Origin of the sequence: Neomegalonema perideroedes DSM 15528, from assembly GCF_000374145.1 — a bacterium.
GTDB classification, from domain to species: Bacteria; Pseudomonadota; Alphaproteobacteria; order Rhodobacterales; family Rhodobacteraceae; genus Neomegalonema; species Neomegalonema perideroedes.
In genome coordinates this window covers 347,507-360,792 of the sequence record NZ_KB893654.1, presented here as the reverse complement: position 1 = coordinate 360,792, position 13,286 = coordinate 347,507, and the positions used below count along the sequence as shown (strand labels likewise).

Here is a 13,286-nt window from a genome sequence, read left to right as displayed (position 1 = left end):
ATAAAAGCGCCGCCCGATCCCCTCGGGCGGCGCTTCGCTTTTAGTCCTCAGGCGGGCGGGCGGCGGACGGGCGGAAAGACGAGGCTCGCCACCGCGCCGACGCCCTTTTCGCTGGTCAGCACGAATTTCGCCCCGCAGGCCTCGGCCAGACGCCGCGCCAAAGCCAGACTCATGCCCTCTCCGCCGAAGCCGCCCCCCGCGACGGGCGTCGGCAGGCCGAAGGGACGGGCGCTTTCGGCGATCTCCTCGGGGGCGTAGCCGGGACCGGTGTCCATCACCTCCAGACGCGCCCCGCCCTCCATGTCGCGCCAGACGCCGATCCGCGTCGAGCCGCCCGGAGGCGTCAGGCGCAGGGCCTCGCCGAGCAGAAGCTCCAGCGCCCGGCTCAGCACGTTGGGATCGGTCAGCACGAAGGGCAGATCGGGATCCACCGCAGCCACCAGCCCCACCCCCCGGCGCGCCGCCGCAGGCTGGCTCTCCGCCGCGAGACGGCGCACCAGAACCGCGAGATCCGTCGGGCGCGCATCGAGCCGCAGCTCGCCCTGCTCCAGATTGCGCCAGTCCAGCACCTGATCCAGCAGCTTCGCCATGGCCTGAGCGCCCTCAGAGGCCGCCGCGAGGGCGGAAGCGTCCTCTTCGGGCGTCCCGCCGCCTTCGCGGGTTTGCAGCCGCAGCAGCTCAAGACGCCCCATCAGCAGATTCAGCGGATCGCGCAGGCCATGGCTCAGAGCCTCCACCGCCCCGAGCCGCGCCAGAGCCGATTCGGAGACGGAGGCCGTGCGGGCCGGGCCGGGCAAAGGCAGGATGTTCAGCGCCCGCGTCTCGCGCAGAGGCTCGCGGGGGCCGAGCGCCAGCAATAAGCGGCGGCCCGAATGCAGAGCCGCGCCCTCGAACAGGGCCGGCGCCGCCGTGATCGCATGATGGATCAGCGCTTCGGCGCCCTCGGCGTCGAGGAGGCCCTCCATGGTCTGGCCGCGCAGCTCCTCGGGCTTGCGCCCGAAGATCTCGGCGGCGACGGGCGGCATGTCCTGCACGCGGCCGTTTTGGTCCAGCGCCGCGGCGAAGGCCCCGAAGGTCGCGCGCAGATCGGTCGGGACCGGGGCCGCCGCGAAGACCGATTCAAGACGCCGGTCGGGAATCTCGGAGAAGCCCGCCAGCACCGCCGCGAAGCCCGCCGGATCCTCGACGCGCCGCGCCGAGACCCGCATGCGCCGCGCGCCGTCATGGGTGGAGACCGCAAGCGCCGCGCTATAAGCGCCGTCGAGGAAGGCGCCGCGCATCAGAGCCCCCGGCCCCTCCTCGCTGCGCAGAATCCGCCCGAGCCCGTAAGGCTCCTCCGCCGAGAGCGGGCCGAAGAGCCTTTCGGCTTCGAAATTCTGAATGAGAGCCTCGCCGTTCTCGCCGAAGAGGACCAGAGCCAAAGGCGCCTCGGCGAATCCGGCGGCGGCGCGCTCGAGTCCGGCGTCATGGCTGCGGGCGGGCCGCGCCTCGACATGCAGCAGACGCCGCCCCGTCCCGCTTTCGACCAGCCGTCCGACGCAATCCAGCACGACGGGACGCCCATGCGGCGAAAAAGACGCCCGCAGGGAGGCCCGCCCCTCGCCGCCCGATTCCGCAAGCGCGCGCGCCCGGCGCTCCAATTCCTCATGCATGCGGGTGGCGGCGCTTTGCGGCGCGAAGTCGCGCTCGGCGAGATCGGGCACCGCCTCCTCGCCCCAGACCTCCAGCCCCCGGCGATTGGCGGCCAGAATGCGCCGTCGCGCGCCGTCCCAGACCCAGAGGGCCGGCGAGGGGTCCAGAGTCTCGGCGAAGGGAGGCGCTTGCTGCGACATGTCGGGCTCTCAATCTGGATCTTCCGCTCCGACGGAGCCGAGGGCGGACGCCCTCCGCGAGCCGGATTCTCCGTCTTCTCCAGCAAGGGCGGCGCCAAACCGCGCCGAAAAGGCGAATCTCGACAGGGCGGGCCCCTTCTGCGCCCTTTCCTTCCCCCGCCGGAGCCGCCATATTCCGCCCCGACCGACAGAGGAAACGTTCAGGACATGCTGACCTATCTCGATTTTGAAAAAGGCCTCGCCGAACTGGAGGGCAAAGCGGAGGAGCTGCGCGCCCTCGCGCGGCAGGATCCCGCGATGAACATCGCCGACGAGGTGGCTCAGCTTGAGCAGAAGGCCAAGACCCACCTCGCCGAGATCTACGCCAAGCTGAGCCCCTGGGGCAAAACCCAGGTGGCGCGCCATCCGGGCCGCCCCCATACGCTGGATTACGTCGAGGGCCTGATCGAGGAGTTCACGCCCCTCGCCGGAGACCGCGTCTTCGGAGAGGACGCCGCGATCATCAGCGGGCTCGGGCGCTTCCGCGGCCGCCCGGTCATGGTGCTGGGTCAGGAAAAGGGCTCGGACACGCAAACCCGCCTGCATCGCAATTTCGGCATGGCCCGCCCGGAAGGCTATCGCAAGGCGGTGCGGCTCATGGAGATGGCCGACCGCTTCGGCCTGCCCGTGATCACCTTCATCGACACCCCCGGCGCCTATCCCGGCAAGGGCGCCGAAGAGCGCGGCCAAGCCGAAGCCATCGCCCGTTCGACCGAAAAATGCTTGGAGATCGGCGTGCCGCTGATCGCGACGGTCATCGGCGAAGGCGGCTCAGGCGGAGCCGTGGCCTTCGCGGCGGCCAATCACGTCGTCATGCTGGAGCATTCCATTTATTCGGTGATCTCGCCGGAGGGCTGCGCCTCGATCCTCTGGAAGGATTCCGCCAAGGCTCAGGAAGCCGCCGCCGCCCTGCGGATCACGGCGCAGGATCTCTATAAGCTCGGGGTGATCGACGCCGTCGCCCCGGAGCCCCTCGGCGGCGCCCATCGCGACAAAGCCGCCGCCGTGGCGGCGGTCGGGGCGGCCATCGACGAAGGGCTGGCGCGCTTCAGAGGCTTCGAGCGCGGCGCCCTTCGTCAGCAACGTCGCGAGAAATTCCTCGCCATGGGCGCGAGGGGTCTGGAATGAACGCCCCCGGACAAGCGGAGAAAGTCGACGTCCTCGTCCTCGGCGCGGGGGCGGCGGGCTTCATGGCGGCCATCGAGGCGGGCAAACGCGGCAAGAACGTCGTGCTGCTCGACCACGCCGAGACCATCGGCGAGAAGATCCGCATCTCGGGCGGCGGACGCTGCAATTTCACCAACGTCAATACGGGGCCGAAGAATTTCGTCTCCGAGAATCCGAAATTCTGCGTTTCGGCTCTGGCGCGCTATAAGCCCCGCGATTTCCTCGCGCTGGTCGAGAAGCATAAGATCGAATGGTATGAAAAGACCCTCGGTCAATTGTTCTGCCGCGAGTCCGCCAATCAGATCATTGAAATGCTGCTCGACGAACTGGCGGCTTCGGGCGGACTTCTGGTCGCCGGCGCCAGCGTCCGGGACATCAACAAGGGCGAGGACTTCGAGGTCTTCACCACGCGCGGCAATTGGCGCGCGCCCCGGCTGATCGTCGCGACGGGCGGGCCTTCGATCCCCAAGATCGGCGCGACGGGCTTCGCCTATGAGCTGGCCGAGCGCTTCGGGATTCCGGTGGTGCGGCCGCGTCCGGCTCTGACGCCCTTCCTCTTCGACGAGGATCTCAAGGCGCGCTCGGGCAAGCTGGCGGGAGTCTCGACGGAGGTGACGGCCCGGACTCCCGGCTCTCCGGTGTTTCGCGAGGCGGGGCTCTTCACCCATCGCGGCCTGAGCGGCCCGGCGCTGCTTCAGGCTTCGAGCTATTGGCGGCAGGGCCAGCCTCTGACGGTGGATTTCGCCCCCGGACGCGATCTCGGGGCCGAACTCATCGCGGCCAAGACGGCCCATCCCAAACGCGAGATCGCCACGGCGCTCGGGGCGGGCCTGCCGCAGCGCCTCGCCGCCTTCCTCGCCGAGGAGGCTCAGGCTTGGGGCACGCTCGCCGACGCCTCCCACGCCGAGCTGCGGCGCGTCGGAGCGGCGATCCACGCCCTTGACCTGCGGCCCGTCGGGCTGGAGGGCTGGCGCATCGCCGAGGTCGCGGCGGGCGGCGTGGACGTGCGGGCGCTCGATTCCCAGAGCATGGAGGTCAGGGCGGTTCCGGGGCTGCATTTCATCGGGGAATGCCTCGACGTGACGGGCTGGCTCGGGGGCTATAACTTCCAATGGGCCTGGGCCTCGGGGGCGGCTGTCGGGAGGTCCATATGACGCTTTACGTCACCGCCTCCATCGTCATCCCCGAAGAGGAGCTTCAGGAAAGCTTCGTGCGCTCCGCCGGACCGGGCGGCCAGAACGTCAATAAGGTGGAGACGGCGGTGGAGCTGCGTTTCGACGCGGCCAATTCGCCCTCTTTGCCCGAAGCCGTGCGGACGCGGCTTCTGCGCATGGCCGGGCGCCGCGCCACCGAGGCGGGGGTGATCGTCGTCAAGGCGCAGGAGCATCGCTTTCAGGCGAGGAACCGCGAAGCCGCCCGGACCCGCCTCGCCGAGATGATCCGCGCCGCCGCCGCGCCCCCTCCCCCGCCGCGCCGCGCCACCAAACCGACTCTCGGTTCGCAGAAACGGCGTCTGGCGGGCAAGACCATCCGCGGGACGGTGAAGCGCCTGCGCGGCTCGCCCGCCTCCGGCGACGAGGATTGAGCGCAAGCTCCGCCGATCCGACCACTTCCCCTGAGCCGCCATTGCGCCCATCTTGGAAAGGTGAGACTCTAAAACGTCTCCCCCAAGAGCGGACGGATTCCGGGCGCAAGGACGCGTTCTGACTTCGGCCCTCTCTCAGGAAAGGCCCGACCGCCCATGATCGCCGCCCCGACCGCCGACGCCCCGACGCGCGCCGCTCCGCTGATCGACCCCTTCGCCCGCGCCATTCGTTACCTGCGCGTTTCGGTGACGGATCGCTGCGATCTGCGCTGCGTCTATTGCATGGCGGAGAAGATGACCTTCCTGCCGCGCAAGGAGCTGCTCACGCTGGAGGAGCTGGAGCGGCTTTGCGGAAGCTTCATCCGCCTCGGCGTGAAGAAGCTGCGAATCACCGGCGGCGAGCCTCTGGTGCGCCGCGACGTGCTGGACCTCATCCGGGGGCTCGGGGCGCGGGTCGAAGCCGGAGAGCTGGAGGAATTGACCCTCACCACCAACGCGACGCAGCTCGCGCGCCACGCCGAGGCTCTGGCGGCGGCGGGGGTGCGCCGGATCAACGTCTCGCTCGACAGCCTCGATCCCGCGACCTTCGCCAAAGTGACCCGCGGCGGCGATCTGAAACAGGTCATGGCTGGATTAGAGGCCGCCAGAGCGGTCGGCATCCATCTGAAGATCAACGTGGTGGCGCTCAAGGGGATCAACGACGGCGAAGTTCATGACCTCGTGGCTTGGGCCGGGCGCGAAGGCCATGACCTCGCCTTCATCGAGGTGATGCCTCTGGGCGAGCTCGGCGGGCTGGAGCGTCTGGATCAATATTGGCCCCTGAGCGAAGTCCGGCGCGAACTCGCGACCCGCTGGACCCTTCAGGACACGCTTTACCGCACGGGCGGCCCGGCGCGTTACGTCGATGTGGCGGAGACCGGGCGGCGCATCGGCTTCATCACGCCCCTGACGCATAATTTCTGCGAAAGCTGCAACCGAGTGCGTCTGACCTGTACGGGCCAGCTCTATATGTGCCTCGGACAAGAGGATTCGGCGGATCTGCGCGCGCCTTTGCGGGCGGGCGCCTCCGAGGCGGAGCTTGAAGACGCTATCCGCGCCGCCATCGCCCGCAAGCCGAAAGGCCATGACTTCATTTACGAGCGCCGGGGACAAGCCCCCGCCCTCTCGCGCCATATGAGCGTCACAGGGGGATGATCGGCGGGCTGACGCCCTCCGGATCGGCTTTTTGGGGCTTGAAAGGCGCCATGCCCGCCCGCGCCAGAGCGTCGGCGCGTTCGTTCTCCGGATGCCCGGCGTGGCCCTTGACCCATTCCCAGACCACTTTGTGACGCGCCGCCGCCTCGTCGAGGCGTCTCCAGAGGTCTTCGTTCTTGACCGCCCCGCCGTCGGCCTTGCGCCAGCCCTTGCGCCGCCAGTTATGAATCCATTTGGTCACGCCGTCGCGGACATAGACCGAATCCGTGACCATGGTCAGCGTGGAAGGGCGCTCCAGAGCCTCCAGCGCCGAGATGGCGGCGAGAAGCTCCATGCGGTTATTGGTGGTGAGGGCTTCGCCGCCGAAGATTTCGCGCTCTTTGACGACCTCTTCGCCGCGCCGCGCCGAGAGGAGCGCGCCCCAGCCTCCCGGCCCGGGATTCCCGGAGCAGGCGCCGTCCGTGAAGGCGAAAAGTTCAATCGGGGACGTCATAGGCTGGCCTCGGCTGGCGGCGGAGGCTTGGCTCTATCATCTCAGGCGCGGGCCGCCAACCACGGAGCCCGACGCGAAAGAGGAGGAGCCTGTAAAAAGCCTTGACCGGCGGCGGCGCCCCCTATAGAGGATCGCCCAGAGCGCTGCCGTAGCTCAGGGGTAGAGCACTCCCTTGGTAAGGGAGAGGTCGAGAGTTCGAATCTCTCCGGCAGCACCATGATTTCCCCAAAGATCGATCGAAAGAGGATGAGCGCTTCTTCATCCTGAGTTCGGCTTCTTATGCGGATTCGGCGGCTTTCGGCTCTCCGACCTCGCCGCGCCCCCTTCTCCGAATCCGTGAGGACGGCGGCTGTTCGGAAGCCTCCCAGCCCTGAGGCGCAGACCTCTCCCGCAGGATGCGCAGCGCCCGAGAAGACGCGCCGCCCGCCGCATGCGGCGCGGGCGACGCGCCTGACGAAAGCCCGCCCCGGCGAGGAGTCCGGCGCCCCGCGCGACGTCTTTCGCAGACGCCGGACGCCCCGGAAGGCGCCCCGCCTCTTCGCCTCCCGCAGGAGGGAGCCGCATCAGAAGCGATAGGCCACGCCGACGTAGACGCTCGGGAAGACGGCGAATTTCTTCGCTTCGTCGTGGATCTCGTCGCGCTGCTTTTGAATCTCGGCGTCGGCGTCGTAACCGGCCGCGGTCAGGCTGGCCCGCACCGAATCGCTGACCGAAAAGCTGGTCTTGGGGCGGCCGATGTAAAGGCCGACGTCGGCGAAGAAGCTCCAGCCCGGTTCGGCGGCCCGGCCCGCGTTATGGCCCCAGCCGAGGCCGAGATAAGGCGCGACGCTCGGGAATTCGACCTCGGCGTCGGCGCGGTCGTCCGGCCCCAGCGGAATGTCGACGGCGTCGCCGATGTCCACGAAGCCCGCGATGTTCGGACGGCCATGCGCGGTCGCCCGCGTGTCCCGGAGGCCCAGACCGGCCGTCACGCGGAAATTCCCCTCGAAGGGGAAGTAATCCACATAAGCCGTGCCGACGTTGTTGCGGATCTTCGCCTCATAATCGAAATCGCCGGAGTTCCCGTCATGGCCGATGGAGCCGATGGTCGAGAAATCGGCGCGCAGAGTCACCGAGGGGCTCAGGCCATGGGCGTAGCCGACGCCCGCGCCGAGAACGCCCAGCTTGCCGTAGACCTCCTGCGCTTGCGCGGCCCCGAAATTCAGAGAAGCCGCGAGAAGCGCGGCGATTGGCGTAAATTTGATCATCATGTCCCTCTGATCAACGTCGAATCGGACGATCATCCTGCGGATCAGCATGCTTAAAGTTGCTTCAAAGACGATCTCCAACCTTTATGAGGTGATTCTCTCCCATTCGCCACCCTTGAAGGCTCGGCGGCGGCGCGAATTTGGATGGGGTCGCCGAGTTCGGCCTGCGCGGCGGCCTGCGGACCGCGAAGCCTCTTCCCCAAAGGCCCGGCGAGGGTCTAGCCTGAACGCCGCTTTTCTTTCTGCGAGGTTCCCGCTCCATGACCGCCCCCCTCGACGCCGTGCTGGCCCGTCTGGATTCCGGCCGCGAGGCCGCGCTTGATCGTCTGATCGCGCTGCTGAAGATCCCCTCCATCTCGACGGATCCGGCCTACGCCGCCGAATGCGCCCGCGCCGCCGACTGGCTCGTGGCGGATCTGCGGAGCATGGGATTCGCCGCCGAATCCCGCCCCACCGCCGGACGCCCCATCGTGGTGGCTCATGACGATTCCGCTCCGGCGGGGGCGCCGCATGTGCTCTTCTACGGCCATTACGACGTTCAGCCGGTCGATCCGCTGGAGCTTTGGGAGACTCCGCCCTTCGAGCCGCGCCTCGCCGAAGGTCCGAAAGGCCGCCGCATCTACGCCCGCGGCGCCTCGGACGACAAAGGCCAGGTCATGACCTTTCTGGAGGCCTGCCGCTCCTGGAAGGCGCAGGGCGGATTGCCCGTGCGGGTCACCATCCTCATCGAGGGCGAGGAGGAATCCGGCGGCGAGCATCTGCCGGGCTTCCTGCGCGACAACGCCGAGGAGCTGCGCGCCGACGTCGCCCTCGTCTGCGACACCGACATGTGGAACGCCGAGACCCCCAGCATCGGCCTGAGCCTGCGCGGGTTGGTCGGCGAGGAGCTGCGGATCAAATCCGCCGCGCGGGATCTGCATTCGGGCATGTATGGCGGCGCGGCGCGCAATCCGGCGACCGCTCTGGCGAAGATCATCGCCGGACTCCATGACGAAGACGGCCGCGTGACCCTCGCGGGCTTTTACGACGACGTGCCCGAGCCCTCGGCGGAGATCCAAGCCTCGCGGGCCGCGCTGGATTTCGACGAATCCGCCTTTCTCGGCGAGGTCGGCCTGACCGCGCCCGCCGGAGAAAAAGGCCGGAGCCTTCTCGAATCCATCTGGTCGCGCCCCACCTGCGAGATCAATGGAATCTCGGGCGGCTATGCGGGCGCGGGCTTCAAGACCGTTCTGCCCGCCGAGGCCATGGCGAAGATCTCCTTCCGGCTGGTGGGCGATCAGGATCCGGCCAAGATCCGCGCGGCCTTCCGGGCCTATGTGAAGGCCAATCTGCCCCCCGATTGCGAGGCGGTCTTCACGGAGCATGGCGGCTCGCCGGGGGTGAGCCTGCCCCTTGAAAGCCGCTGGGTCTCCGCCGCGCGCGAGGCCCTCGGCGCGGAATGGGGCAAGCCCGCCGCGCTGGTCGGCAGCGGCGGCTCGATTCCGGTGGTGGGGCTTTTGCGCAAGACCATCGGCGTGGACACCCTGCTCATCGGCTACGCTCTCGGCGACGACAGCATCCATGCGCCCAATGAGAAATACGAGCTGCGCAGCTTCGAGAAGGGCGCGCGTTCATGGGCTCGGGTTCTCGCGCGTCTGGCCGAGCCCGCCGCCTGACCCCGCCCCCGTCCTTTTGCGCCTCGGCGCCCCTGTCCTTTTGCGCCTCGGCGCGGGGGCCGGGGGCGGTTCCCGAAGAAAGCCGTTTCCTGTAAAATCAAACTCAATCAGGGCGATCAAGCTCTGAACCATGCCCCTGTGATGCGCCGTCCCCTTTCGTTCCCCGGAAGGACGGCGTTTTTTTTCTGCGCCTCTCTCCGATCACAGCGCGGCGGAGCGCCCCGCCTGCGGGCGCGGCCTTGGTTCAGGGGACTCGGCGGGGGCTTGGCGCGCGGCGTAATCGGCCATGCAATCGGCCATCTGGCTTTCATAAAGCCGCGTCCGGAGCGCCACGTCGCGGGCCGGAGTCAGCACCACGGGATTCTCGCGCCAGCCGCCGCGCGCATAGCCCGCATGGCCCTGATGATAGGCCGCGTAATGGTCGAAGCTTTTCTCGAAGGACAAGCCCAGCTCCCGCCGCGAGCGGTCGAGATACCAGCCGATGAAGTCGGCGGCGTCGGCGAAGGCTTCGCGCCGGGCGCCCCGGCGGGTCGTCTCGCGGAGATACCATTCCCAAGTCCCGTCCAGAGCCTGAGCATAGCCATAGGCCGAAGAGAGGCGCTTGGGCGGCAGAAAGCTGAAGAAGCGCTTCTTCAAAGGCCGCGCGTCGGCGACGAAGGAGCTCTCCCGCCACATGATCGCCAAAGCCAGATGCGGCGGAACCTCCCAGCGGCGTTCGGCCTCCAGCAGAGCGCGCCACCAATGCGGCCGGGCGCTCATCAGGCGGCAGACGTCCGCGATCTCGCCGAGGCTGGGCCGGGATTCGAAGCGGGTCGCCGCCGGCGCCGGGCGCAGATAGGTCCAGACGCCCCCCGCCACGACGAGAAGAGTCGCCAGATTGATGAGGAAATGGCTCCAGCTCAGACGCATGGGCGCAATTTAGCGAAATCCGCGCCGTTTTGGAACAGAGCCGCTTTCGCCCTTTGGGTGAATCTTTAACGGCGCACCCTTCGCCCGACCCGCCTATTTTACAAAATTAGCTAATCATCACAATATATTACACCGTTATCAGGCTAGACGGAGGTTAAAATTCCTTTTACCTTCCTCTCCCAGCGGCTTCAGGAGATGAAGGCTCTCCCCGCCGCAAGAGGACGAGGTTGAACGAGGCGCAGGCATGATCCGTGCGAAAGCCAAATATGGGCTTGGACAAATCCTCCGGCATCGCATCCACGGCTTCCGGGGCGTGGTCTTCGACGTGGACGCGGTGTTTTCGGAATCCGAAGCTTGGTGGGAGGCCATTCCGGAGGAGGCGCGTCCCAGCAAGGGCCAGCCTTTCTATCATCTGCTCGCGGAGAACGCGACGAGCTATTACGTGGCCTATGTCTCCGAGCAGAATCTGGAGATCGACGAGACCGGGGCGCCGATGGATCATCCGCAGATCGGGGAATATTTCGCCGATTGGCGCGACGGCTCTTATCAGCCGCAGGGCCGGGGGCATTGAGCGTTTTCCGACCAAGTTAGGTCGTTCAAACGCTTCAGGTTTTCGTTTGGTCGCGTTTTCACGACGCGAAGCCGTTCCGGCTTCACTGGAAACGCTCTGATCAGGGCTTGGCGAGGGCGAGGGCCTCCGGCAGGCCCTGAGCCGCGGCGCGGCCGATCCAAAGCGCCGCCTCGTTGAAATCCTGAGCCACGCCCCGCCCTTCCGCCGCGAGAATCCCGAGGTGGAGTTGCGCCGGAGCGAAGCCGCGCTCCGCCGCCTGACGGAAGAGACGCGCCGCCTCGGCGTCGTCCTGCGCGACGCCCCGCCCCTCGACATGCATCAGACCAAGGATATGGCGCGCTTCGTCATGCTCCTGAGCCGCCGCCCGACGGAGCCAGAAGGCGGCCTCGGCGGGATTCCGAGGGACGCCCGCGCCTTCGCTCAGCATCGCGCCATAGACGAATTGCGCCTCGGCGTGGTTCTGAGAGGCCGCCAGACGCAGCCAGCGCGCCGCCTCGGCCAGATCATGCGGAACGCCGATCCCCTCGCCATAGAGCAGGCCGAGCTCATATTTCGCCTCAAGATGCTTTTGCTCCGCCGCCAGACGAAAGAGGCGCGCGGCCTCGGCTTCGTTCTTGGAGACGCCGCGTCCCTCCAGAGTCAGCCGGGCGAGGTGAAATTGCGACGGGGCGTCTCCCCGCTCCGCCGCGATCCGGAACCAATGGGCGGCGGCGGCCGGATTATGGCGCAGGTCGAAGCTCCCGAGACGGCGGATGGATTCCGTCGGCAGGCCGCTTCTCCCTCCGCTCTCCTGAGCGAAGGCCGCGCCCGAGGCCGCGAAACATAAGGCCAGAAGCCCCGCGCTCCAGATCTTCGACCGGATTCTCATGGCGGGGCCTCCTTCTTCTCGGCTGTAGGGATTTCTCAGACTGCGGGCGCGGGGTTGACGAAAAATCAACCTGAGAGCGTTTTCCGACCGAATTGGGCCGTTCAAACGCTCTCAGCCTTTCTGTCATCGCGCTTTCGCGACGCGAAGCCTGATCGGCTTCGCTGGAAAGCGCCTGAGGCCCTTTTCAGGCTCATTTCTCCTCGTAGAGGTCCCGCACGAGGCGGTTCAGCGTGGCCACGCCCCAGCCCGTCGCGCCGCGCGGGCTCGTGGGCTTGTCGGCTGAGGAGAGCGTCACGCCCGCGATGTCGAGATGCGCCCAAGGCGTCCCGGCCTCCACGAAGCGCTGAAGGAATTGCGCCGCCGTGATCGAACCGGCTTCGCGGCCTCCGGTGTTCTTCATGTCGGCGAGGCGGGATTTGATCTTCTCGTCATAGGCCGCGCCCAGAGGCATCCGCCAGAGCCCTTCGCCTTCGGCCTTGGCGGCGGCCAGCAGCCCGTTCGCCAGATCCTCGTCGTTGGAGAAGAGCCCCGCGTTCTCGGAGCCGAGCGCCACCACGATGGCCCCCGTCAGGGTGGCGAGGTCGATCATCGCCTGAGGCTTGAAGTTCTGCTGCGCATACCAAAGCGCGTCCGCCAGCACGAGGCGGCCTTCCGCGTCGGTGTTGATCACCTCGATGGTCTGGCCGGACATGGAGGTCAGGATGTCGCCGGGGCGGATGGCGTCGCCGTCGGGCATGTTCTCGACCAGCCCGACCACGCCCACCACGTTGGCTTTGGCCTTGCGCCGCGCCAGAGTCAGCATCAGACCGACCGTCACGGCGCTGCCGCCCATGTCGGAGGTCATGTCCTCCATGCCCGCGGCGGGCTTGATCGAGATTCCGCCCGTGTCGAAGGTGACGCCCTTGCCCACCACCGCCAGAGGCGCGGCTTTCTTATCCTTGGCGCCGCGCCATTCCAGCGTCACGAGCCGCCCGCCGCGCGCGCTGCCGCGGCTGACGCCCAGAATCGCCCCCATGCCGAGCTTCTCCATGGCGGGCTCGTCGAGGATCTTGACCTTCAGCCCCTCGGATTTCAGCTCGGCGAGGATTTCGGCGTAGACCTCCGGGTGCAGGGCGTTGCCCGGCTCGCTGATCAGATCGCGGGCGTAGAGGATTCCGGCCGCCATGGCCTTGGCCTCCTCCCAGGGGGCTTCGAGCGCCGCGGCGTCCGAAACCTTCAGATCGAAGCTCGGCGCGCCTTTGTCGGAGGGATCGGCTTTGGTCTTATATCTGAGGAACAGATGCTTGCGCAGCTTCACGCCCGCTGCGATCTCGACCGCCAGAAGCGCCTGTCCGGCCTCCAGCCCGGTCAGATCCACCCGGACGGCCCCGCCCGCGCGTCCCGCCGCCGCGACGGCCTTGCCGCCCAGAGCCCGCGCCGCCGGAGCGTCGAGTTTTCCGCGCGGCCCCGCGCCCAGCAGAATCAGACGCTCGGCCTTGAGCCCCTGCGGAAAGGCGATGTCGAAGCTCTCGCCCGCCTTGCCCTTGAAGCGTCCCGATTCGAGCGCCCGCGCGATCAGCGTCGCCGCCGGATCTTTTTTCGACGCCTTGGGAGGCGCCTCTCCCTCGAAGACAGGCGTGACCCAGATCTGCGCCTCGTCTCCGAAGGCTGCGGAATCTCCGAACGTGATGGACATGAGCGTTTTTCCTGATGCGAAGGCTGTTTCGCCCCGCAAGCTAACGCCCCG

At 67.7% G+C, this 13,286-nt stretch carries 12 protein-coding genes and 1 tRNA gene; 7 read left to right on the top strand and 6 right to left on the bottom strand.

What is annotated here, in order from left to right:
• Window positions 1-47: 47 nt before the first annotated feature.
• Window positions 48-1,832: a sensor histidine kinase gene (locus B161_RS0108810; protein WP_018633023.1), complete on the bottom strand. Its 1,785-nt coding sequence runs from the start codon at window positions 1,830-1,832 to the stop codon at window positions 48-50.
• Window positions 1,833-2,039: 207 nt separating this feature from the next.
• Between B161_RS0108810 and B161_RS0108805 the strand changes: the two genes are divergently transcribed.
• From B161_RS0108805 to moaA, 4 genes are all read left to right on the top strand, one after another.
• Window positions 2,040-2,999, top strand: a complete 960-nt coding sequence (locus B161_RS0108805; protein WP_018633022.1) for an acetyl-CoA carboxylase carboxyltransferase subunit alpha — start codon at window positions 2,040-2,042, stop codon at window positions 2,997-2,999.
• Entirely contained in the window at window positions 2,996-4,192 is a 1,197-nt protein-coding gene (locus B161_RS0108800) for a BaiN/RdsA family NAD(P)/FAD-dependent oxidoreductase (protein WP_018633021.1), read from the top strand. The genes B161_RS0108805 and B161_RS0108800 overlap by 4 nt, the downstream gene beginning before the upstream one ends.
• The gene (gene arfB / locus B161_RS0108795; RefSeq protein ID WP_018633020.1) at window positions 4,189-4,623 is read left to right on the top strand and encodes an alternative ribosome rescue aminoacyl-tRNA hydrolase ArfB; all 435 of its coding nucleotides are present in this window, start codon (window positions 4,189-4,191) and stop codon (window positions 4,621-4,623) included. Before B161_RS0108800 ends, arfB begins: the two co-directional genes overlap by 4 nt.
• 156 nt (window positions 4,624-4,779) lie before the next feature.
• Complete coding sequence (moaA, locus tag B161_RS0108790) at window positions 4,780-5,817, top strand: GTP 3',8-cyclase MoaA (RefSeq protein ID WP_018633019.1); 1,038 nt, start codon at window positions 4,780-4,782, stop codon at window positions 5,815-5,817.
• On the opposite strand, the gene rnhA is transcribed toward moaA, so the two are convergent.
• On the bottom strand, window positions 5,804-6,310 hold the full coding sequence (gene rnhA, locus B161_RS0108785) for a ribonuclease HI (protein ID WP_018633018.1): 507 nt from the start codon (window positions 6,308-6,310) through the stop codon (window positions 5,804-5,806). The genes moaA and rnhA overlap by 14 nt on opposite strands.
• A 142-nt stretch (window positions 6,311-6,452) precedes the next feature.
• Here rnhA and B161_RS0108780 point away from each other — a divergent pair.
• Window positions 6,453-6,527: transfer RNA gene (locus tag B161_RS0108780), tRNA-Thr, on the top strand.
• A gap of 346 nt (window positions 6,528-6,873) precedes the next feature.
• Here the strand turns inward: B161_RS0108780 and B161_RS0108775 are convergent.
• On the bottom strand, window positions 6,874-7,557 hold the full coding sequence (locus tag B161_RS0108775) for a hypothetical protein (RefSeq protein WP_157755590.1): 684 nt from the start codon (window positions 7,555-7,557) through the stop codon (window positions 6,874-6,876).
• Window positions 7,558-7,817: 260 nt separating this feature from the next.
• Between B161_RS0108775 and B161_RS0108770 the strand changes: the two genes are divergently transcribed.
• On the top strand, window positions 7,818-9,212 hold the full coding sequence (locus B161_RS0108770; protein WP_018633016.1) for a dipeptidase: 1,395 nt from the start codon (window positions 7,818-7,820) through the stop codon (window positions 9,210-9,212).
• A 201-nt stretch (window positions 9,213-9,413) separates the two neighbouring features.
• Here the strand turns inward: B161_RS0108770 and B161_RS17500 are convergent, their stop codons facing one another.
• The gene (locus B161_RS17500) at window positions 9,414-10,121 is read right to left on the bottom strand and encodes a transglycosylase SLT domain-containing protein (protein ID WP_018633015.1); all 708 of its coding nucleotides are present in this window, start codon (window positions 10,119-10,121) and stop codon (window positions 9,414-9,416) included.
• A gap of 244 nt (window positions 10,122-10,365) precedes the next feature.
• On the opposite strand from B161_RS17500, the gene hspQ reads away from it, so the two are divergent.
• Window positions 10,366-10,692 carry a heat shock protein HspQ gene (gene hspQ / locus B161_RS0108760; protein WP_018633014.1) on the top strand — a complete coding sequence of 109 codons (327 nt, stop codon included), beginning with the start codon at window positions 10,366-10,368 and terminating at the stop codon, window positions 10,690-10,692.
• A gap of 100 nt (window positions 10,693-10,792) precedes the next feature.
• Here the strand turns inward: hspQ and B161_RS20195 are convergent, their stop codons facing one another.
• Complete coding sequence (locus B161_RS20195) at window positions 10,793-11,560, bottom strand: tetratricopeptide repeat protein (RefSeq protein ID WP_018633013.1); 768 nt, start codon at window positions 11,558-11,560, stop codon at window positions 10,793-10,795.
• Window positions 11,561-11,750: 190 nt separating this feature from the next.
• Window positions 11,751-13,235, bottom strand: a complete 1,485-nt coding sequence (locus B161_RS0108750; RefSeq protein WP_018633012.1) for a leucyl aminopeptidase — start codon at window positions 13,233-13,235, stop codon at window positions 11,751-11,753.
• Between the last annotated feature and the right edge of the window lie 51 nt (window positions 13,236-13,286).

Coding starts and splice junctions, on each gene's coding strand:
- B161_RS0108810 (WP_018633023.1), bottom strand. CDS start 1,832: ATGTCGCAGCAAGCGCCTCCCTTCGCCGAGACTCTGGACCCCTCGCCG.
- B161_RS0108805 (WP_018633022.1), top strand. CDS start 2,040: ATGCTGACCTATCTCGATTTTGAAAAAGGCCTCGCCGAACTGGAGGGC.
- B161_RS0108800 (WP_018633021.1), top strand. CDS start 2,996: ATGAACGCCCCCGGACAAGCGGAGAAAGTCGACGTCCTCGTCCTCGGC.
- arfB (WP_018633020.1), top strand. CDS start 4,189: ATGACGCTTTACGTCACCGCCTCCATCGTCATCCCCGAAGAGGAGCTT.
- moaA (WP_018633019.1), top strand. CDS start 4,780: ATGATCGCCGCCCCGACCGCCGACGCCCCGACGCGCGCCGCTCCGCTG.
- rnhA (WP_018633018.1), bottom strand. CDS start 6,310: ATGACGTCCCCGATTGAACTTTTCGCCTTCACGGACGGCGCCTGCTCC.
- B161_RS0108775 (WP_157755590.1), bottom strand. CDS start 7,557: ATGATCAAATTTACGCCAATCGCCGCGCTTCTCGCGGCTTCTCTGAAT.
- B161_RS0108770 (WP_018633016.1), top strand. CDS start 7,818: ATGACCGCCCCCCTCGACGCCGTGCTGGCCCGTCTGGATTCCGGCCGC.
- B161_RS17500 (WP_018633015.1), bottom strand. CDS start 10,121: ATGCGTCTGAGCTGGAGCCATTTCCTCATCAATCTGGCGACTCTTCTC.
- hspQ (WP_018633014.1), top strand. CDS start 10,366: ATGATCCGTGCGAAAGCCAAATATGGGCTTGGACAAATCCTCCGGCAT.
- B161_RS20195 (WP_018633013.1), bottom strand. CDS start 11,560: ATGAGAATCCGGTCGAAGATCTGGAGCGCGGGGCTTCTGGCCTTATGT.
- B161_RS0108750 (WP_018633012.1), bottom strand. CDS start 13,235: ATGTCCATCACGTTCGGAGATTCCGCAGCCTTCGGAGACGAGGCGCAG.